The sequence below is a fragment of the Vibrio sp. 704 genome, from assembly GCF_033339295.1.
The window spans coordinates 1-21602 of record NZ_JAWOUH010000003.1 but is presented as its reverse complement, the minus strand read 5'-3'; the positions used below and the strand labels follow the sequence as shown (position 1 = coordinate 21602).

General features: G+C 43.7%; 16 protein-coding genes, 1 tRNA gene and 1 other RNA gene. 5 read left to right on the top strand and 13 right to left on the bottom strand.

Annotation, left to right across the window (positions count from 1 at the left end):
* Window positions 1-95: 95 nt before the first annotated feature.
* The 7 genes from udp to R7R24_RS06125 all read right to left on the bottom strand — a co-directional run bounded on the left by udp (window position 96) and on the right by R7R24_RS06125 (window position 8394).
* Entirely contained in the window at window positions 96-854 is a 759-nt protein-coding gene (gene udp, locus R7R24_RS06155) for a uridine phosphorylase (RefSeq protein ID WP_005378479.1), read from the bottom strand.
* 313 nt (window positions 855-1167) lie between these two features.
* Window positions 1168-3474 (bottom strand): zinc/cadmium/mercury/lead-transporting ATPase, encoded by a 2307-nt coding sequence (locus R7R24_RS06150; RefSeq protein ID WP_054577987.1) that lies wholly within the window; start codon window positions 3472-3474, stop codon window positions 1168-1170.
* Window positions 3475-3646: 172 nt separating this feature from the next.
* On the bottom strand, window positions 3647-4066 hold the full coding sequence (locus R7R24_RS06145; protein WP_005378483.1) for a CBS domain-containing protein: 420 nt from the start codon (window positions 4064-4066) through the stop codon (window positions 3647-3649).
* Between the two features lie 247 nt (window positions 4067-4313).
* Entirely contained in the window at window positions 4314-5048 is a 735-nt protein-coding gene (locus R7R24_RS06140; protein WP_005378485.1) for an RNA methyltransferase, read from the bottom strand.
* Between the two features lie 212 nt (window positions 5049-5260).
* Window positions 5261-5357, bottom strand: an RNA gene (gene ffs / locus R7R24_RS06135) — signal recognition particle sRNA small type.
* Between the two features lie 137 nt (window positions 5358-5494).
* Window positions 5495-7498: a GGDEF domain-containing protein gene (locus R7R24_RS06130; protein ID WP_054577988.1), complete on the bottom strand. Its 2004-nt coding sequence runs from the start codon at window positions 7496-7498 to the stop codon at window positions 5495-5497.
* Between the two features lie 152 nt (window positions 7499-7650).
* Window positions 7651-8394: a hypothetical protein gene (locus R7R24_RS06125; RefSeq protein ID WP_005389942.1), complete on the bottom strand. Its 744-nt coding sequence runs from the start codon at window positions 8392-8394 to the stop codon at window positions 7651-7653.
* 257 nt (window positions 8395-8651) lie between these two features.
* On the opposite strand from R7R24_RS06125, the gene R7R24_RS06120 reads away from it, so the two are divergent.
* Complete coding sequence (locus tag R7R24_RS06120) at window positions 8652-8954, top strand: DNA base-flipping protein (protein ID WP_005378570.1); 303 nt, start codon at window positions 8652-8654, stop codon at window positions 8952-8954.
* Window positions 8955-8984: 30 nt separating this feature from the next.
* On the opposite strand, the gene R7R24_RS06115 is transcribed toward R7R24_RS06120, so the two are convergent.
* Window positions 8985-9419, bottom strand: a complete 435-nt coding sequence (locus tag R7R24_RS06115) for a YbaY family lipoprotein (RefSeq protein ID WP_054577989.1) — start codon at window positions 9417-9419, stop codon at window positions 8985-8987.
* A 240-nt stretch (window positions 9420-9659) separates the two neighbouring features.
* Between R7R24_RS06115 and tesB the strand changes: the two genes are divergently transcribed.
* Complete coding sequence (tesB, locus tag R7R24_RS06110) at window positions 9660-10520, top strand: acyl-CoA thioesterase II (protein ID WP_005378575.1); 861 nt, start codon at window positions 9660-9662, stop codon at window positions 10518-10520.
* Window positions 10521-10588: 68 nt separating this feature from the next.
* On the opposite strand, the gene R7R24_RS06105 is transcribed toward tesB, so the two are convergent.
* Together R7R24_RS06105 and R7R24_RS06100 are read right to left on the bottom strand one after the other, a co-directional pair.
* Window positions 10589-13630: a hypothetical protein gene (locus R7R24_RS06105; protein ID WP_054577990.1), complete on the bottom strand. Its 3042-nt coding sequence runs from the start codon at window positions 13628-13630 to the stop codon at window positions 10589-10591.
* Window positions 13631-14086: 456 nt separating this feature from the next.
* Complete coding sequence (locus tag R7R24_RS06100) at window positions 14087-14551, bottom strand: Lrp/AsnC family transcriptional regulator (RefSeq protein ID WP_005378579.1); 465 nt, start codon at window positions 14549-14551, stop codon at window positions 14087-14089.
* Between the two features lie 139 nt (window positions 14552-14690).
* Between R7R24_RS06100 and R7R24_RS06095 the strand changes: the two genes are divergently transcribed.
* Window positions 14691-15785 carry a PLP-dependent cysteine synthase family protein gene (locus R7R24_RS06095; RefSeq protein ID WP_005378582.1) on the top strand — a complete coding sequence of 365 codons (1095 nt, stop codon included), beginning with the start codon at window positions 14691-14693 and terminating at the stop codon, window positions 15783-15785.
* A gap of 62 nt (window positions 15786-15847) precedes the next feature.
* Here R7R24_RS06095 and R7R24_RS06090 read toward each other — a convergent pair whose 3' ends face one another.
* On the bottom strand, window positions 15848-16165 hold the full coding sequence (locus tag R7R24_RS06090) for a DUF1244 domain-containing protein (RefSeq protein WP_005378586.1): 318 nt from the start codon (window positions 16163-16165) through the stop codon (window positions 15848-15850).
* A 214-nt stretch (window positions 16166-16379) separates the two neighbouring features.
* On the opposite strand from R7R24_RS06090, the gene R7R24_RS06085 reads away from it, so the two are divergent.
* Window positions 16380-16955, top strand: coding sequence for a porin family protein (locus R7R24_RS06085; RefSeq protein WP_005378589.1), 576 nt, complete (start codon window positions 16380-16382; stop codon window positions 16953-16955).
* 80 nt (window positions 16956-17035) lie between these two features.
* On the opposite strand, the gene vmeF is transcribed toward R7R24_RS06085, so the two are convergent.
* Window positions 17036-20149 (bottom strand): multidrug efflux RND transporter permease subunit VmeF, encoded by a 3114-nt coding sequence (gene vmeF, locus R7R24_RS06080; RefSeq protein WP_054577991.1) that lies wholly within the window; start codon window positions 20147-20149, stop codon window positions 17036-17038.
* A complete protein-coding gene (locus R7R24_RS06075; protein ID WP_005378593.1) occupies window positions 20149-21243 on the bottom strand; it encodes an efflux RND transporter periplasmic adaptor subunit in 1095 nt (364 codons plus the stop codon). Before R7R24_RS06075 ends, vmeF begins: the two co-directional genes overlap by 1 nt.
* 292 nt (window positions 21244-21535) lie before the next feature.
* Here R7R24_RS06075 and R7R24_RS06070 point away from each other — a divergent pair.
* Window positions 21536-21602 (top strand) — tRNA-Tyr (locus R7R24_RS06070).

The following is a 21602-nucleotide window of genomic DNA, read 5'->3' as shown; positions in this document are numbered from 1 at the left end:
ACCTAAATTTTAGCTGTACGCATTTCTATAAGTAGAAAAAAACCAGAGGTTAGCCTCTGGTTTTTTCTGTTTGTTTAAATGCCAACTATAGCGGCTTAAAGCATTTTACGCGCTGCTTCTACAACCACTTTAATTGAACGCGCTTCCGTTTCTTTCAGAGTTGAATGATCTGGAATCTCTTTTTGTGTACGGTTGATGATAACACCAGCCACACAACCCGCTTTTAAACCAGAGCTCGCACACATTGTTAGCAGTGTTGCAGACTCCATCTCGAAGTTAAGTACGCCCATGTCTTGCCATTCTTGCATAGAGCCTTGGAAACGCTTAACAACACGACCAGAGAACGTATCGTAACGTTCTTGACCAGGGTAGAACGTGTCGCTTGATGCAGTCACACCCATGTGAACTGTAGCGCCAGACTCTTCTACCGCTGCTTTCATTGCGGTTGCTACTTCAAAGTCAGCAACTGCTGGGAATTCCATAGGAGCAAAGTGTAGGCTCGCACCGTCAAGACGAACTGACCCCGTCGTTACGATCATGTCACCCACGTTTACATGCGGTTGAATTGCACCCGTTGTACCAACACGTAGGAAAGTGCGAACACCAAGCTGTGCCAATTCCTCAACTGCGATAGAGGTAGAAGGACCACCAATACCTGTAGAACAAACCACAACAGGTTTACCGTCTAGCTCTGCACGGTATAGCGTGTATTCACGATGGCTTGCTAGAAATACTGGATTTTCCATTTGTTCTGCGATTTTTTGAACACGCGCTGGGTCACCAGGAATGATCGCTAGAGTCGCACCATTAAGATCAGCTTCAGTAACACCTAAATGGAATACAGCTTGAGACATAAGTCGCTCCTTATTGTGGCTTATTTTATGAACAATAAGCTCATTAATCAGTTATTGGGTACAGATGCACTGTAGCGAACCTTTCACCAACATAGAGTGATCACAATCACAATGACAAAATGTAATGAAAATGAAATTTCAAACAAAACTGGTATTGATCACACTTTAAGGGGCGTTAGATCATTTTGTTGCATAGCAATGCGTGATTTCAAGGACGAGAAAAACGTCTGATCGCATCAGGTTAATACGGTTAAAAAAGCCCGATACACGAATGCCTCGGGCTATTAATGAGTGGGATCAATGGTTAGGTCAGTTATTTGATCTGCTTGGACTCAAAACGAAGTAATCTCAACGCATTCAATGTCACCAGTGCTGTTGCACCACTGTCGGCTAATACAGCAACCCACAACCCAGTAACACCAAGTAAACTTGTCACTAAGAATACACCTTTCAAACCTAGCGCTAACGCGACATTCTGACGAATGTTACTTAGCGTCGCACGCGACAGTTCTATCATGGCAGGTAGCTCAATCAACCGGTTGTGTGTTAACGCCGCATCAGCAGTCTCGAGCGCAACATCCGTACCGCCTCCCATCGCAATGCCGATACTCGAAGCTTTCATGGCTGGAGCATCATTGATACCGTCTCCCACCATCGCAACGGTATGTTGTTGTGATAGCTTCTCGACGTAATGCACCTTGTCTGCAGGTAACAAACTCGCTTTATAATCCAAGCCTATTCTATTTGCCATTGCTTCTGCACTTCTCGGGTTGTCACCCGTTAGCATCACCGACGTGACCCCAAGTTCCTTCAACATTGCGATGGCTTGCTGGGCATCTGAGCGCAATGTATCTTGCCATGCGATCACGCCAATGACCTCGTCATCGTAACGAACAATGACAACCGTTTTACCTTGTTGTTCCAACGTAACCACTTGCTCTTTGGCTTCTTGAGAAAGTGGAAAGTCTGCCTTTGAAGGCGTGACCACTTGGACCATTTTTCCATCGACGTAACCAGTGACACCAGAGCCTACTTGCGCGGTTTTATCCAACGCTTCAGGAATAGTAAGCCCCTGCTCTTGCACTTTGGTAACTAAAGAAACCGCTAGAGGATGACTTGAACCAACCTCGATTGACGCAGTTAGGCTAAGTAACTTGTCTTCATCCATATCAAAAGCAAAGACGTCAGTCACTTCTGGTTTACCTTGCGTCAGTGTCCCAGTTTTATCAAATGCGACAGACTCAACCTTGCCAAGCAACTCAAGCGCCGCACCACCTTTGATCAATGCGCCCCGCTTAGCAGCTGCCGCCAAGCCAGAAGTGATCGCCGCCGGCGTTGAAATTACTAATGCACATGGACAAGCAATCAACAGAAGGGCGAGTCCTCGATAGATCCACGTTTCCCACGGTTGGGCAAATAGTAATGGCGGCGTAACGATAACCATCAGAGACACCAGCATCATTAGCGGCGTATACCAACGGCTAAATTTATCAAGAAAGCGTTCTAATGGTGCCTTACGAGATTCGGCTTCTTCAATCAAATGAAGAATTCGGTCTATCGCATTCTCGCCCTGACGGGAAGTCACCTGTAAGCGAACCACTTTATCGACAACCACAGCCCCGGCCATCACTTTGCCACCGGTTTGATGTTCAACGGGAACAGATTCTCCCGTTAACGCACTTTCGTCAAAACTCGCAAGCGCATCTTGCAAAACACCGTCGGCAGGCAAACGACCTCCGGGTGCGACTTCTATGATATCCCCTGGTTTAAGCTGAGCAGCTGGTACTTCTTTACGCGCTCCATCAATAATTAAAATTGAATTTTCTGGGACTAAGTCCATTAACGCCTGGACACCGCTTCGCGCGCGAGATGATGCATATGCTTCTAACTTTTCACCAATAAGGAAAAGCAATAACACCATTGCGGCTTCGGCGGTTTCACCTAAATATAAGGCGCCGAGCGCCGCTACACTCATTAACGTTTCAATCGCAAAAGGCGTACCGCTACGCGCCAACTTAAATGCTTTGAGCGCGATTGGGTATAAACCAAGTAAACACGTCAAAGTGAATAACCAAGCGCTTATTTGAGGGTCGATCTTAGAAATTACTGCCGCAGTAGCCATTGCACCAGCAATCGAGAGAATTTGGATGTTGTCTCTTATGACGCCAAGCCAGCCTTTCTTTGTAGTGCTTGGTTTTGGAGCATCAAGTGAAGAGAGCGGGAAACCCGTTTTTTGGGCTGTCTGCTCTATCGTAGCTATCAGCTCTAGACCATCAAAATCGACGACCAGTTTTTCTGTTGCAAACAAAACCTTGGCTTGGCTGACGCCTTGTAAAGACGTAATGGCTTTCTCAAGCTTTTGCGCACAAGATGGGCAATCCATACCTGACACAAGCCAAGCGTTCCGAACGGAGGAATTACTCTCCCTTGTGGGATCGTCTTCCTCGCCTGTGTCAACGCTGCAGCCTCCTCCACTACAGCAAGAGCTTTCAGAAACATCAACACTGGCCTGAGAGATATTGAGCGAAGATTTTACTGGCGCACAGCATGACTCGCTTGCACCAAGCGGCACCGCAGTTTTGATTTTGCTAGATTGGCAACCTTGATGTTTTGTACACATAATTTTTTCCTTATTGGTATCGGTGGTTTACCTATTGCTAAGGATAAACCTTAGAGTAAGCTCCAAGGTCAAGATAAATTTGTACAGTTCGGCGATAGAAAATAAAAAAGACGCCGAAGCGTCTTTCCAAACCAGTTTAAAAGCAATATTCCGTAAAGTTTAAACAGAGAGGTTAAACGGGATGCTTAAAACACTCATTTAATGTCATTCCTATGGCACGCAGCACGTCTCTTCTTGTGATAACACCAACCAACTTACCTTTGCCATCCACCACTGGATACATTTTCGGCTTTCCAACTTTCATCATGTCAGCCAGTTCAATTACTGACATTTCTGGAGAAACAGATAAGACATCATCATGCATACACTCTTGTACCGTATGTGTATCTTGGCAGTGATAACTTGCTTTCACCAACTTATCTAATAAGTCTTGCTCCGATAAAAACCCAACCACTTTTTCATTTTCATCAATGACAGGGCCACCTAGTGTGACACTTTGCATTACTTTGTTTAAAGCTGCCGAAAGTGACATATCTTTCGTGAAAGTCACCGCTTGCAACGTCATGTAATCTTTTACTTTTAATGAATGCATTCTTATCTCCTTAAGGGCATTTTATTGCGGCCTTTAGATAAGTGTCGCCTAATTTCCTGATTTTACTAAATGGAAAGGAGTAATTTTATTTATAGGCACAGCCTATTGAACTAAAACAAAATTAACTCACCGAACAACATTCACTGTATTTCGTTAGACGCAAGATTCAGCCAGGCTGATTTTTCTAGGCAATAAATATAACAAAGCCAGTCAAATAGACTGGCTTTGTTATTAAGTAATTGTTGCATTAGCTATGTTGGCGGCGCATGTTGTCTAAAATAATGCCAGTCGCCATCGCGACATTCAGTGATTCGGCACCGCCAAACGCCGGAATCGTGATCTTATCTGTCACGAATTTTGCTGCGGCTTCGCGCACACCATGAGATTCGCTGCCCATCAACAAAATACCTTCAGCAGCGAAATCCGTTTTATGAACGCTCTCTCCTTCCAAAAACGCGCCATATACTGGCAATTTGGCGTGTTCCAAGTAACTTGGCAAATCCACCAAACTCACTTGTACGCGGCCAAAGCTGCCCATGGTCGCACTGATCGTTTTAGGATTATAAGGATCAGCACAATCTGTACTCGCAATAATGTGCTTGATGCCATACCAGTCTGCAACACGAATAATCGTACCTAGATTACCAGGGTCGGATACACCATCTAGCGCAATCATCAAGCCTTTCGCTTGAGGCTCTTTTACACTCGGAATTTCAACCACAGCAATGGCCGCATTATTGCTCACAAGCGTGCTCGCTTTGGTCAATTCATCAAGCGATGCTTCAACACAATCAAAACGATTTAGCGTACCAGCATTTTGTTCGAGAAATGCCGCTGTTGCAAAAACCTGCTTCACCTTCAATGAACTACTTGCTAGCTCTAGTACGTTCTTTTCACCCTGAACTAGGAATAAGCCATGCGCTTTACGCTGTTTCTTTTGACCTAAAGCACGAAGCAGTTTTAATTGGTTTTTTGAAATCATTAAAGTATCCCAGGTGAAAATGGTTATTCGGCGAGTGTACCCTAAACAATCTTCACGAAAGTTCGGTATCGAGCGGATGAGATTATAAATTATACCTAAATAACCTCAAGAAGCTTGATCATCAGAAGACGTTGAACACCAAGCGTAGCCAAAATAAAAGAAGGCTCAAAAACGAAAAAAGCCCTGCGATAACGCAGGGCTTTCAAAGGGTGGGACCCCAGCCACATCCCGGCACACAAGTCACACGCTGCGGCTGCTTCCTTCCGGACCTGACCGAGTTCACGAGCTATTGTTGCGAGAGGACCAGAGCCCCATAGTTCTTTTCGAGAGGTCTTGCCTCAATCGATGGGGCGATTATTCAGTATCAGCTCTCATAATGCAAGAGCAAAAACCTTGAATTTCATCATTTCATTACCGTTTGAACAAAACTCGATCAATTCATTCCTTTATGATGAAACCGTGCAGTCACGATAAGAGGAGTCGTGCCGTGAGGACTGCTTACTCATGTACATGTCTTCATCAGCCAAATGCATCGCTTGCTCTAAGCTCATGTGCCGTTCCCTTTTTGCAGAGAAACCAATAGAGATACTTATAGACTCCAAATCACTACATAATTTGCCTTTCACGTCGATTCTACTGAGCTCTCTCATTGCTCTAGTTAACTCGGCTTGCGTTGGATAACCCAGCAATATGAACTCATCCCCTCCAATTCGATAACATCTTCCCGACCAGACATAATGAATTTTTAGCGCCAGTAGTTGTAAAACTTCGTCCCCAGCGCGATGACCATAAGTGTCATTGATTCGTTTGAAATGATTAATGTCTAAGTAAAGTATGGATAGATCTTTGTTTACTCCTTTTCGATACTTTACTTGCAACGCACGACGATTCCTTAACCCTGTTAAGTTGTCAGTGTTCGATTGACGGTAAAGATAAAGCGAAACACAAATAGCAAACAATAATACAAAGATAAACACAGCTTGTGTTTGCGTCGCTAATCGAATCTCATATTCAAGTGCGGTACGCCAATCTGGGCGTACATCGTACTGAGCAATGATCTTATCAACTTCTAACATCGCTATCGCTCGACTGAAGAAAGGCGCAAGCATGGCTCCTTTTTCATTCACGACCAATCCAACAGAGAGTTGTGACTCATAAAACTCTCCAATAGCGGTATCCTGCTCTATCGGAACCAATTCACTGAGACGTAAAAAATGATTGAGCATCGCCGTATCCATCGGAATGTAATCGACTTCTTCATTTAGTAGCCCCTGAATGAGCTCTTGTTGGGTACGATAACGTTTGAGTTCTTTTAGCGGTAACAGTTGCGTCATCATTTGATCGAAAAAGTCATCCTTAACTACGCCAATCCGCTCAGATATCAACTGTGAAACATGAGAGTATGTGCTCGGTTTGTAACCTAAACGCTTGACCATCACCGATGCTGGCGCGTAATGGGGCTTTGGAAAGTAGCTAAATGCGCGCCGCTCACGGCTGACCGTTAACGGCGCCAAAATTTCGAAATTACCTTGGATAAACTCATGGTACATAGAACCCCAGCTTTCACCAGGCTCACTAATGATCAAGCAGTTTAAAGCCAAGATCTCACAGCTTCTCAGGACTACATCAGCCGTCATCCCTTCGACACTACCATCTGCGTTGTATACAACATATGGAAAGATAGATTCGAGCTTAATCCGTATTGGTTCATTAAAATCAAGGGGCAATAAACGAATAGAATCACGCAACGCTGCTCGCCTTAATTCAAATTGATACTGGGAAATTTCTTCGCGAAGCTGCTTTTGCACCGCTTCCCCGTGAATAAACGTAGCGAACGTGTCCAACGCTTCAAGATGATGATCTTTTTTACTGATGATGGATACGGGCTTTATCGAAATCTGATCATTGAGCATCTTGGCGTCAAACCCCTCCATCAGCATCGGCTTGAGCTGGTTAATGGCATCGACAACGCCGTCCACAGCACCTGAACGTAGCAGTGTTACTGCTTGTTCGTGACCTTGATAAGAGATCTGTTCTAGCTCAGGGTAGTGTTGTTTAAGTAATTGGGCATAAACTGTATCTTTGGGGACGCCAACACGCGAAATATCACTCAACGTCGAATCTTTTAAGCCAAAGAGGTAGGTATATTCGATATTTGTTGGGCGGGAATAACTAAAACGTTGAGCACGTTCTTGTGTGTAAGTGATATTCGCAGCAAAGTCCGCTTCCCCATTCGCTACTGAATTTAGAATGGCATCAAAGCTGGAGTAGTTCACGTATTGAACGGTAAAGCCAAACTCCTCTGAAGCAGCATTGAAAAGAACACGAGTGACGACATCATCCGCTTCAGTCGCGACTTTATAATGAGCAATTAAAGGGGCTTCGGCTTTTACATTCAAACTCAAGAGGCAACATGCAAAAAGCAACAGTGTTCGAGCAAAAGTTGTCATGACAAACTTATCTTAAATCAACCACTTATATTGTGGTTATTATTATTGGAAGTGTAGTAAATATGAAATGAAGAACATATACTAATCTCCATTTTGTTCCACAACCAATTCGATACTCTGCCGCACATGTCACTTTTTACCTGACTAAAAACTCATAATTCAGCCTGTTCATCGCTACTACGTAAAATATAGTCAGTCATCCAAGCCGTCCCTAACAAACAGATCCAAACCACGAAAACAGGGTTTGGCACATCCGTGGTCGGGCTGACGACTAAAGCGGCAAAACCCACAGTCGGCAATGTCCAACATAATAATTTGCTCCAACGAATGGTATGTTGAAGCTTCGCAAGTGCTTCCATTGACGCTAACATTCCCGTCAAACTTAACGCCATAAGAACGGCGTACGGTAGGCCTGCAATCCACAATGGGAGCAACAAAAACAACGGCCACCAGCTGTGTTTATTGGATGGCGTCCAATGCGCAGCCGACCACCACATCGCCATAACCGCAATGGTTTGAACCACTGTAACCCAAGCAGAACCATCCAGCTTACCGCCTTGCTGTGTGACCATAAGACCAACTTGCAGTGTAAGTACAATAAGACCAGCGGTGAGCAACACACCTAAAGAGCTTCTACGAGAAAATACCACCATTAAAAGTGGGAAAAGGATCAAAACACCAACCGACAAAGCAATTGGCTGCATTGAGAGTGTCGCACCAAAAGCCATCATCGCGCCCAGTAATACTAAGCCAGCGAACCCACCTTGTGGCAGAACCCACAGCGCGGGGATCATAAGTGCAAGAACGGGAATGTCACCCTCGCTCAAACTCATCGCCCGAACGCAGACAACAGCGAGTAAGGTCGTAACGAAAAATTGAAGTGTCGATAAAATCATAGCGCCTCCTGGCTTCCCCACCTACTTGGTAACTCAACGGCAAAAACTGGGATTGAAAGTCGTTGAGAGGGTCTAGATTCAAGCTTAGCTTGCGTTTGCTTCATGCTGTTTAACGTTCATCAACCAACGACACTACAGAACAGAAAATGTAATTCTTCAAAGTGAGTCGCTGATAACACAAGGGTTAAGAACCGTTAGCAATATACAAGTCCAATGGTTTACCATTCCTTAGTAATCCAAAATAGACACTTTTGAGTATGGACCAATTTTTAGCGCAAATCTTTGCTGTAATTCACCAAATTCCAAAAGGAAAAGTATCCACCTATGGGGAAATTGCAAAAATGGCCGGTTATCCGGGCTATGCGAGACATGTTGGTAAAGCACTGGGCAACTTACCAGAAGGCAGTAAACTCCCCTGGTTTAGAGTGGTAAATAGCCAAGGAAAAATATCTTTAAAAGGCAGAGACTTAGAGCGACAAAAAAAGAAATTAGAAGCAGAAGGGATTGAAGTCTCGGAAGTTGGCAAAACTTCACTTAAAAAATACAAATGGCAGCCTTAAGCTGCCATTTTTTGTTCTTAGTACGTCGTATTAACGTGTTCCAACTAGACGAATATCTAATTGGTGAGTTTGTGCTTCATCAGTAATAACACCGTTATGTGTGTCGCTGATAAAACGCAGCTTTCCATCTACCTCAATGCGAGCACGAACGCTGTAACGATGGTTTGGTTTGATTTCATTGCTGTCGTAACTCAACTCAAAAGAAAGAGGAACTTGCTTACCTTTCGTTTCAAATGTCTGTTTCGCCAACACTTTTGCTGGCGCATCCGCCAAGGACACATCTTCTAACGCAATAGTAACCACTGCGTTTGGTGGCAAGGCAATCCGCTCGCGATAAGCCACTGTACCTGTAATCGTCTTCATTGACGCCTCTGTAGATTCCATTTCTGTATTTTGAGAAGTTTGGCAACCCACTAACGCAGCCCCAAAGAGTAGAGAAGTAACAAGTAGTAGTGTTTTTTTCATATATTCCTCGAAAAGAGCATTAAACCGAAGCAATTATAGGTGTGGAATATAAAACTGTCTGCTTCCTGTCACTTTATTTGACAATAGTTTGACTGAGTTAGAATTTATCAAACAATTGATTTTGTTTCATAATTGGAACAATACTATTTCTAAGTTACTCAATAGTTCTTAACTATGCCACTTCACAAGAGTGAGGCTGTTGAGGTAACTTGGAATGAAAGACAACGGTGAGGAGACACAATGAGTAAACCACTACGAGAATTGCTCAGCCTACTACAACTCGAAAAATTAGAAGAAGGCTTGTTTCGTGGCCAAAGTGAAAACCTAGGTTTGCCTCAAGTTTATGGCGGTCAAGTAATTGGGCAAGCACTTTCTGCTGCGCGCTACACCGTTGAAGAAACACGCACGGTACACTCCTTCCATAGCTATTTTTTGTACCCTGGCGATCCAGAAAAACCTATTATTTATGACGTAGAAAATCTGAGAGATGGCCGTAGCTTTAGCACTAGACGCGTAAAGGCAATTCAAAATGGACGCCCTATTTTTTACCTAACCGCATCCTACCATGGCGATCAACCTGGGTTTGATCATCAAAAAGAAATGCCAGATATCCCTGGTCCAGAAAACTTTGCCTCAGAGAGTGAGCTCGCAAGCCATATTGCAGAATTTCTACCCAAACGCTTACGCAAAACATTTTGCGGGGAAAAGCCAATCGAAACTCGCCCCGTTACGGTTATCAACCCTTTGAAGCCCAAAAAAGCAGAACCCAAACAGTACCTTTGGATTCGTGCTAATGGTGAAATGCCAGAGAATCAGCTAATTCACCAGTACCTTCTGGCCTACGCATCCGATTGGGGATTCCTTGTGACAGCAATGCATCCACATGAAGTCTCATTAATGACGCCTAACTTTCAAGTGGCCACCATTGACCACTCTATCTGGTTCCATCGTCCGTTTAAGATGGATGAATGGCTTCTATATGCGATAGAGAGCCCAACGGCGAGCAATACTCGTGGGTTGGTCCGTGGCGAAATATACAACCAGCAAGGTCACTTAGTGGCGACCGCCGTGCAAGAAGGGGTGATGCGCTACACGAAATAGCTCGTGTTCGCCAGACGAAAAAAGGAGTGCTGTTCCGCACTCCTTTTTTAAGGGGTATCAAACGATGATTAATTTGGTTGATACTTCATGTTAATAACCGACCATTCGTAAAGTGATTTCGGGTAACCATATTCGCTTTTCCCGTAAATGACATTTGGGTCGGCATAGAATCCACCTTTATTCGTTGCTAAAAATTCACGAACCCCACGACGGTAAGTAATCACAGGTGCTACTAACTCATACTCTACCTTTTCCATCTTCGAGTCATCAATTATTAAGAACCGAGTCATACGAATCGTGCTGCCGTTGGTGCAGTACCCTGGGTCATCATAGTCAATTGCTTCAAAAGGCTTGAGATCATCTTCGAACAGCTCTGATGTACATCCATCAAATCGAGCTAAGTGTACCCACGCTCCTTTTATTAGAGTTTGGTCATCGTTACCCACCGGCTTGAATGCAAGTAGTGCAATCTTACCTTTGCCGTATAATTTCAATTCTTCGTCCGTTGGCTCACGCACTGAACGAACGTTCATCAAACCAAACTCACTTTCTTCTAAGTTAGAAAACTCACGTGCATTTAGCGTGCTAAACAATACTGTTTGTTCAGTTTCAAGCAATGTATATTGATCCGCAACACCTTCATCTGCAAAGCTTAGATACAGCTGGACTTTCTTACTTTCCAGCGCTTTGTAATCTCGAGATTCTCCTTCCGAAACGTCGAGAGAAATCCAACGTCTTTTTACTGGTGGGAGGTCAAGTAACGTCAGCTCTTCCTTATCAACATCTAATGAAGCGACTCCTTTAATTGTTGAGCTGGATATTTGATAGCTGCGGTTTCCTATTGGTGTACCAAAGTCTAGCTTAACCTTTTTAAATGGTTCAAATTCCACCTTCATTGTAGAAGCACTTAAACCAGGGTGATTCGCTTTGTTAATAGTGCCATTTACGACGATTGTTTTAGCTTTGTAGTTGCGTCCAGTAAGAGTAACCTCTACTTGGTACTCGCCTGCGTGCAAAATCTTCAAACGCCCCGTGTCAGGGGAAACTAGCTCGACCACAGGATCTTTTTGGTTAATAAGACGGTAACTTGCCTTCGCAGTCCCACCACTCATCACTGGTGAGATAACACTACCAGCGGAGAATTCTACCGTTGGGTAAGTAACCGATACAGGGTTTGTGCCTTGTTTAATAGTGACCGAGAAACTACTTTCACCCGGATCCACTTTGTCGTCCCCCGCATCCGAAACAATAATTTTTGTGCTACCCGCGTTAAGAATTTGCATGGCACCCGTTTGGCTGTTTAAGGAAGCTACATCTGTTGCTGCGTTGTCTGCAAATCGGTACGTAACTTCCCCAACCGTACCAGAGATTTTCGGCGCAACAAATGTTTGGCCAACCTTCCAAATCTCTTCCACATCGGATTGAACTTCAATTCGGCTCGGCGCACTCAAAATTGTCACGTAGACTTTTTGATCAGGACCAACAGTATAATTCGCGCTCTCTTTTCTGCGCACAGTTAGCGTCGCTTTACCCGCTTTATACACATGGAGACGTCCTTCACTAAAACCACCGACAACATCTGGTGCGGAGTTATCTACAATCTCAATTTGCTCGTCAGCACTCAAACCAAAATCACGGTGAAGATCAAAACTGTATTTGTTGCTGTATACAACGTCATAATCGTGCGTTGCCATGGGTTGGCCTTCAGCCTTTGCAACTTTAATGACGACATTAAATTGAATAGGTTGGTAGAACTCCCCACCATCGTCTTCAAACTTAAGGTCGTACTCACCCGCAGTCACTACCTCCAACTTGCCGTCAGTCATTCGTAAGCCATTAGGTAAGCTGCTAACTAGATTTACGTTACCTTTTTGCCCTTTAAACGCCAGAGGGATTGAAAGATTTGGTTGATAGGTAAGCGGCATTTCAATGTCTTTTATAACGGGATGAGGCGCGCGATTAACTTCAAGATCAAAACGAGTTTTGCTTGCAGGATAATTACGCATGTCATGCTCGTAAATTTCCACTTCAGCAGCACCAACACCTTTGATCAGTAATGCTTCACCATTTTCAGTTTTAGCGACAACGTCTTCACCACGAATGATTCTCAGCTCATAGTCACCGTAGGCGTTCGTCACCTTAGGGAAAATTCGTCCACCTTCCTCATAAGTTGTGACGATATCCGCTGCGCTGATTTCTTGACGCTTGCCTTGTTTTACATCCACAAAAAATTGCGCTGTTTGCTGTTTATCCAGAAACGCGTCGCTGTAAGTTGCTGTCGCCTCAACCGTTAATTGCCCAACATTATGAACAAGAAGCAAACCCGTTTCAGGGTCTAGCAACTCGGCCACCTTGCTGTCTGGTACGCTATTTATAATTTTGTAAGAAATACGTTGCGTTTGAGCTTTATCTAAACGCACTGGTTCTAACGTCAACCCTTCTCGATACTCGTCTTCAAGCAAAGCGAACTGTAATTGCCCCGGAGCTACTGCATGCAGTTTAACCGTAGCGCGAACTTGTTTCGGCAAGTAAAAGTCGTTACCTGAATCAGTAATCAGCACCGATGCCTGACCAACTGAACCTAATGAATATACCGAACCGTTATCATCAACACGAATCAAGTTATGACCACTTTCTACCTCATAACTCAGTTCGCCTTTTTGGCCACGGACGATCAACGCTTTTCCTTCTGACTCAATCGCATTGAAATTCAGATCACTCACTGAAAGTTCAGTATTGATGCCTCGCTCTACAGTGACAGAAAATCTTGCTTCAGAAGATTCATAAGCAGAGCTACTATCTGTAGCAAGAATAGTCGCCGTTCCTGGGCGCAGAATTTGTAGTATTCCTGAGTCATTAATTTTCACGACATTTGGCGGATTAGAATCAATGACTTGGTAAGATACCGACCCATGTACATTGCTCAGTTTTGCTTCAGTAACCGTTCCCACTCCTTCAAACTTCAATACCGTGTCTTCCACTTTTAATTGCGGACGGTTCTGCTTTGTTATCGTAGTTGGTGTCTTCGTATTGTTCGGCTTAGAGTCTCCCCCACCGCCACAGCCAGCGAGTAAAGCTGCGAGAAAAAGCAAATAGTAATTTCTGTTCATTTTTAGTAATACTTTGTTACATACAAGATGGGGCGATAATAATACGATGTTTTATTAATCACTATCCCCATTTTTGAGTACTTTATTACTTAAGTAATTGCTACTGTATTAATCCTAAAAACAAATACTCAAAAATAGCGACCAAATTACATGAAAACACAAAAAGCAAACGTTTAAATCAAACTCTTCCATTAATTTAGTAAAAATTAATATTCAATAAAATAAAACATGAAAAAGAAAGAGAAAAAATTGCGTTATTTTTTCTTTCATTATGATATATGGGATTAATGGACTGCAAAAACAAATGGTTAATGAAAAATAGAAGAGAGAATAAATATCGTTTATATTTATGAAAATCTGATAGGAAATAGTTTTAAAAGCATAATCAAACTACCTTTTAACATTTAAAATACTAAAAGGTAGAATTAACATTAGATAGAATTCTTATAGGGCGAGTTATTTTAGGATTGGTAACTCTGTTGTGTATTTAATGGACTCCATAGCAAATGTTGAAGTCACATTAGATAGCCCTTTTACGCTATTAACTAACCGCTTATAGAATTCGTCAAAACACTTCATATCTTTGACTAGTACTTTCATCATGTAGTCATACTCGCCAGCCATACGATAAAACTCCATTACCTCAGGAAAGTCACTCACAGTTGTAACAAAATGGTGATACCAACCTTCGGAATGATCAATCGTTTTTAACTGAACAAATGCAATGAAAGATAGCTCGAGCTTTTCTGCACTTAACAACGCCACGCGTTTTTCGATGTAGCCCTCTTCTTCCAACCTTTTCAAGCGCTTCCAGCATGGTGTTGTAGTAAGATTGACTCGCTCAGCCACGTCATTTAATGACGAGGTGCTGTCGGTTTGTAGTAAAGCAAGCAGCTGCTTATCTATTCGATCTAAACTCATTTCTATAAACCCATAAAATGTAGAAAATTTTTCTACAAAAATCTTTATTAAGAGTAACAATAGCAAAGTTTTTCTCGAAAATTATAGATAAATTATCCCTATCTAATACTTATCTATCGATTTCCCAAGGAGAGACGCCATGTGTACTGACCACAATTGGATCAACAATGCAGTGCGTAAAATTGAAGCAGACTTCCAACGTTCTGCTGATACTCATTTATTTAAACTTGAACTGCCTTCTCTTGATGGTATCGATATCTACCTAAAAGATGAGAGCACGCATCCAACAGGCTCTCTGAAACACCGATTGGCACGCTCGTTGTTTCTTTATGCGATTTGTAACGGATGGATTGGTCCTGAAACCACAGTGATTGAAGCGTCCTCAGGCAGCACTGCCGTTTCGGAAGCGTATTTTGCTCGCTTGCTTGGCTTACCGTTCATTGCTGTTATGCCGAAAACCACCGCACGTAAAAAGATTGAACAAATTGAGTTTTACGGTGGTAAAGCGCATCTTGTAGAGCGCTCAGATCAGATTTATGACGAGTCTCGACGCTTGGCTCAAGAGTTAAATGGTCACTACATGGACCAGTTTACTTATGCTGAACGCGCTACTGACTGGCGCGGTAACAACAACATCGCGAACTCTATCTTTAGCCAAATGGAGTTAGAAGATCACCCGATTCCTAGCTGGGTAGTGATGAGTCCTGGAACAGGCGGCACATCAGCAACCATTGGCCGTTTTATTCGTTACCAAAAATACGACACTAAGCTTTGCGTGGTAGACCCTGAAAACTCAGTGTTTTACGATGCTTTTCAGTCAGGTAATCACTCATTAAAAGGTGAGACCGGCAGCAAAATTGAAGGCATCGGTCGACCACGTGTCGAGCCAAGCTTTATTGCAGGTGTTATTGACGAGATGCGCAAAATTCCAGACGCTGCCAGTGTGGCAACCGCCCATTGGGTATCTCAGCTGATTGGGCGTAAAGTCGGCGCATCAACAGGCACCAATCTTTACGGTGTGCTGCAATTGGCTTGTGAGATGAAACAACGCGGTGAGAAGGGTTCTATCGTGACGCTTCTATGTGATTCTGGAGAGCGTTACCTAGATACGTATTATGACTTAACATGGGTAAAAGAGAACATCGGCGATATTCAACCTTACTTAGCTCAACTCAAAGTCATTCAAGCAAAAGGTTGCGTTGAGCCAGCTTGTTGCGGCTCAACTAACGCTTAACGTGCAAACTGGACTTTAAAAAAACAGCCCAACTTCATGCGGGCTGTTTTTATCGCTGGGTTTTACTTTTTCTGGCGCGCTTCAAACGCAGCCAATTGTTCTGGCGTTGCCGCTGGTTGATGATTTTGTTTCCATTCATCGTAAGTCATGCCGTAAACACGTTCGCGAGCGTCATCAATATCTAAATCCAAACCGAGATTTTCAGCCTCAGATTTATACCATTTGCTAAAGCAGTTGCGACAGAAGCCCGCAAGGATCATCAGGTCGATGTTTTGTACGTCTTTGTTGGCATCTAAATGCGCCAATAAACGGCGAAATGTCGCCGCGTCTAACTTATCTTGTTCTTCTTGAGTCAAGTTTTTGTATTTGAATTCAGCCACTTTCCTTTCCTTCTCTCTTATTTAACTAGCTTTCGTCACCATATCTAGTTAGTCGGTAGTCATGAGTAAGAAGTATGCTTTAGCGCAACAATTCCCATTCTAAAATCACTACCTTTGATAAAAGCTGATATGATAATTACCATCCATCCTATTGATTAAATTAACATTTAAACAAATCATTACAACGGTCTTTTACCAAGGTTATCGTCTAGTTATGAAAAACGCCATTCTATTATTGTCTGCCTTGACCATTAGCGTGCCAACTTTAGCTGCTCAAGAACAAGCTCATCAATCTTATTTTTATCTGGGTACTGGTAACGTTGGTTTTGATACACCGTACTTCGGCTCGGATAGAGACAATGAGTGGTCAACACCACATATCACAGTTGGCTGGGGTTACCATGTAAACCAATACCTCGCGTTTGAAGGGGTTCTGCGCTATTCACAAAATGAACTTAAGAACGATGCTCTAAAAACTGACTTAGATCTTCACTATTACCAAGCAGGTATGTCTGCTGTTGTAACAAGTGATAACTTAGGCGATACGCCGCTGTCACTGTTTGGTCGCGTAACTGCGCTTGGCACTCAAGCTGAAATGTATGTTCCAAACGAACAAAAAGTCACAGATGATTCAGGCGCGCTATTCAACATCGGTGCTGGTGTCCATTGGGATATGAGCAAAGATATCTGGTTACGCGCAGAGTACATTTATAATGTCGCGGATATGGGTTTTGAAGATTTTTACGACAGCTACGAAGGTGTACAAATCAGCCTAGGGAAACGCTTCTAATCGAACGCTTCCGAGCTAACTTTAAACCGATAAAGAGAAGCCGAGGTTATTACCTCGGCTTTTATGTTTTAACGTTTGATTTAAGGGTGCGCTATACGGCCCTTCGTATCATGGCTAATTGCTTTGTTTAACTCTGCTTCTACATGACCTGGTGCTTGTGTTTTCGCCGAAATCAATCGGTACATTGCCGGGATAACAAACAAGGTCACCAATGTCGCAAACCCCATCCCGAAAAAGATAACCGTACCCACGGCAATACGGCTCTCATAACCCGCCCCTGTCGATACGATCAACGGAATTGCGCCAGCAAGTGTGGTAAACGCAGTCATCAAGATTGGACGTAGACGTCGCGCGGCAGCATCAATGATCGCTTTTTCAAACCCAACGCCACGATCACGTAGCTGATTGGCAAATTCTACGATCAAAATACCGTTTTTCGTCACCATGCCAATCAACATGATCATGCCGATCTGACTATAAATGTTCATACCTTGGCCCATAATAACCAAACCAAGGAAGCCACCAAATACACCCATCGGCACCGTAAACATGACCACTAACGGGTTTATGAAGCTTTCAAACTGAGCCGCCAACACGAGATACGCCACTAGTAGTGCCAATGCAAACACAACAGCAACACTCGCTTGGTTCTCTTTAAAGTCTTTCGACTCCCCCGAATAACTCACCGAAATGTCACCCGGTAAGTTGTCGATGGCTTCCTGGTCTAGGTAATTCAGCGCATCTCCTAATGTATAACCTTCCGACAGGTTGGCAGTAATAGTGATGGACTTCTGTTTGTTGTAGTGAGAAAGACGAATAGAGGCCGCCACTTCTTCAATTTTTGTGACCGCATCTAACGTCACTAGCTGACCGCTATTCGTGCGTAGATAAATCTGACTTAAATCTGCAGCATTATTAAAGCTATTTTCATCACCGCGAAGATACACATCGTACTCTTCGCCACGCTCAACATAAGTCGTTTCGCTTTTACCACCGAGCATGATTTCTAGGGTGTCAGAAATGTCTTTAACACTGACTCCTAGCTCTGCGGCACGCTGTCGGTCAACTGTAACCAATAACTCAGGCGTTTTTTCCGAGTAATCTATCTCTGCTCCTTCCATCATTGGTGATTCTTCTGCTTTGTTCTTTAGCATTTCAGCCCAAACAACGAGCTCATCGTAATCAGAGCCGCCTAATACGAACTGAACTGGCTCACTCGAACCACCTTGGAAACCTGGCATAAATGGGAACACTCGAACATCTGGGATACCCGCCAATTCTTTCCGTACTTTGTTAAGGGCTTGCTGAGCCGTGATATCACGTTCGTTCCAATCTTCTAGAATCATGATCACAAAGCCTGTCTGGTCTCCTGCCTGGCCACCAAACGCTGGCGTTTGGATACTGAATGACTTCAGATAACCTTGCCCTAGTAATGGCATCAATCGGTCTTCGACAATATCCATATTGGCTGACATACGATTGTACGACGTAGCATCTGCACCTCGCACAAACGCGAATATCACACCGCGATCTTCTTGTGGGGTCAGCTGGGCCGGTACCTGATTCATCAAGAAATAGCTACCGCCCAAACAAGCTAGAATCACCAGGGGAGCAGCCCAACGTACTTTTAATGCGCCTTTCAATAATGCGCGATAGCCACTCTCAAGCTTGCTAAACAAGCGATCAACTGCTTCATTGAATCGATTTGGTTTTACATTCGCTTTCAAAATCTGACTACCTAATACAGGCGTCAGCGTCAGGGCAATCAAAGAGGAGAATATGACCGACATAGCCAGCAATACAGAAAACTCTGTAAATAGTAGACCTACCATGCCATCCATAAAGGAGATCGGTAAGAACACCATCACCAGCACTAATGTTGTTGCTATAACAGCAAAACCAACCTCTCTTGTGCCTTTATATGCGGCGAGTAATGGCGATTCACCGCGTTCAATATGGTGGAAGATATTCTCTACAACCACAATTGCGTCATCAACCACCAAACCAATCGATAATATCAACGCCATCAAGGTGATCAAGTTGATAGAAAACCCAAAGTAGTACGCGGCAATGAACGACGAAATCAGAGAAACAGGTACAGTAACCGCAGGAATTAAGGTTGCACGAGCTTGGCCGATGAAAATGTACAATACCAAAATCACCAAGCCGCCCGTGATAAATAGCGTGCTGTACACCTCTTCGATTGAACGCTCGATAAACACTGTCGCGTCGTAATCTATCGCAAGGCGTGTACCTTCTGGTAAGAACTTCTGGATGTTATCGACTTCAGACCTAACCAGCTTAGCAACCTCTAACGGGTTTGCGTCTGACTGCGGTACCACACCAAGACTGATGTTTACTACACCATCACTTTTGAAGGTTGAATTTTCGTTTTCTGCACCAATGAAGACATCTGCTACATCTTTTAAATAGATAGGTGTATTGTCGCTTGCGCGTTTTATGACAAGATATTGAAAATCTTCAGGCGTGTTATAAGTACGAGCCGTACGCACGGACATTACTGTTGAGTCGTTTCGAACTTCACCACCTGGGCTTTCTAGGTTCTCACTTCGTAAAGCTGATGTAATGTCCGAAGCTGTAACTAAACGTCCAGCCATTAGTTCTGGCTTAAGCTTCACGTACATGACCTTGTACAAACCACCGGAGAGATCAATGGAGCTAACCCCAGAGATCAGGCTAAAGCGGTCCATCAATACACGTTCGGCATAATCCGTTAATTGAGTACGGTCCATCTCTGCAGAACTGAGATTGATGTAGAGCGACGCCTCTCCCGAGCCATTGTTCTTATAAACAATAGGGTCATCCGCTTCATCAGGTAGCGAGCGCTGAGCACGAGCTACGGCATCACGCACGTCGCTCACACCTGTGTTGAGATCGTAACCTAACTCAAACGTGATCGTGATACGCGACATGCTGTTACGAGTAGTGGAGCTAATTTCATCAACCCCACTGATCCCAGAAAGCTGGTCTTCCAAAACGGAGGTAATTTGACTTTCAATAATAGTCGCAGATGCACCCTCATAACGCGTGCTGATAGAAACGACTGGGCTTTCTATATCAGGCATTTCACGAACGGCTAATTTGGTGAATGACACAAAGCCAAACACACACAACAGCATGCTCAGAACCAACGCCGCGACAGGGCGTTTAACTGAAACGTCGGACAGTAACATTAGTTTTCTTCCTCATCCGATTCACTGTCATTGCGTGTCACATCCGTGGTGTTCGCTTTTAGTGGCGCGACAATTTCTTTCACTTCGACACCATCACGCATGTTAACAATGCCTTGAACCACAATCTTGTCACCAATCTCAACACCAGATTCGATCACCACCTCGTTACCAACACGAGCACCTAGCGACACTTCTTGACGAGTAGCTTTGTTATTTTCATCAATTACATATACAAAACGTTTAGTTCCGGAGTATTCAAGTGCTTGAACAGGAATGATTGGCGCCTTAATAGCAGGAAATGCTAGTGAAGCGTTCATCAACATGCCCGGCTTCAATTGATTTTCTGGGTTATCAAACTCAATACGCACGCGAAGATTCAGTGTTTCGGCGCTGATCCGCGTATCAATACCTGTGACTTGACCAGTAAAGGTCTGGCTACCCCATGCACTGGTTTTAGCGATGACTTCCATACCAATAGAAAGCATCGATAAATAGCGCTCCGGTACTTGTAAATCCAGTTCCATGACGGAAAGATCATCCAACGTCAAAAGTTCAGTACCCGCACTGACCATTTTGCCGCGGCTAAAATCGATAAAACCAACAGTGCCAGAAAATGGGGCAGTAATATGGAGGTCAGCTAAATTGGCTTGAGCAGCATCAAGCCTCGCTTGTGCTATTTCAACACTGGCTTTTTGTGCATCGATTTCAGTTTGAGTAATCGCATTCCGCTTAACCAAACGTTGGAACTCTTTTAACTTACGCTGTTCATCTTTTAGATACGCCTTTGCCTCAATCAAAGCGGCTTGAGCCTTATCGTCATCTAACTTAATTAATAGCTGGTCTTGCTGGACATTTTGATTCGCTTTAACAGCGATTTGATTCACTTTGCCGGCGACTTCCGATGCGACAACCACAGACTCCGCTGCCTTTAATTTGCCGATAAGAGTTAAGGATTGATTGATCTCGTGCGTTTCTACTTGTTCAGTCACAACGGTAACCGCTGAGCCTCCTCGCATCGCAGCGCAAACCGATGGAGAACTCAGTAATATAGAAAGCGTTAAAACAGATAACGATAACGTGGCTTTCATGCTCATGATATTGACTTCTAAACGAATAAACTTATGTCATTAAACTGCTTACAGTTTATCAGTAGATACGGTGTTTAACGTCAAGTAGTGTAAATTCAAGTAAAAAGCGCGCTTCTCTTCTGTTCAAAGGACAAACAAAACGCTGACTTTCTACCATCTTTGCCCAAAAAGACAGCATTCAACGTAAAAACGTAAGAAAAACGCTTTACAGCCTGAGCGAGTTTGCTATGATTCGCTCCGCACTTGGGAGATGAGTTGGGAAAACATCTTACTAAGTATAAAAATCCTCTGGAGGGGTTCCCGAGTGGCCAAAGGGAGCAGACTGTAAATCTGCCGGCACTGCCTTCGATGGTTCGAATCCGTCC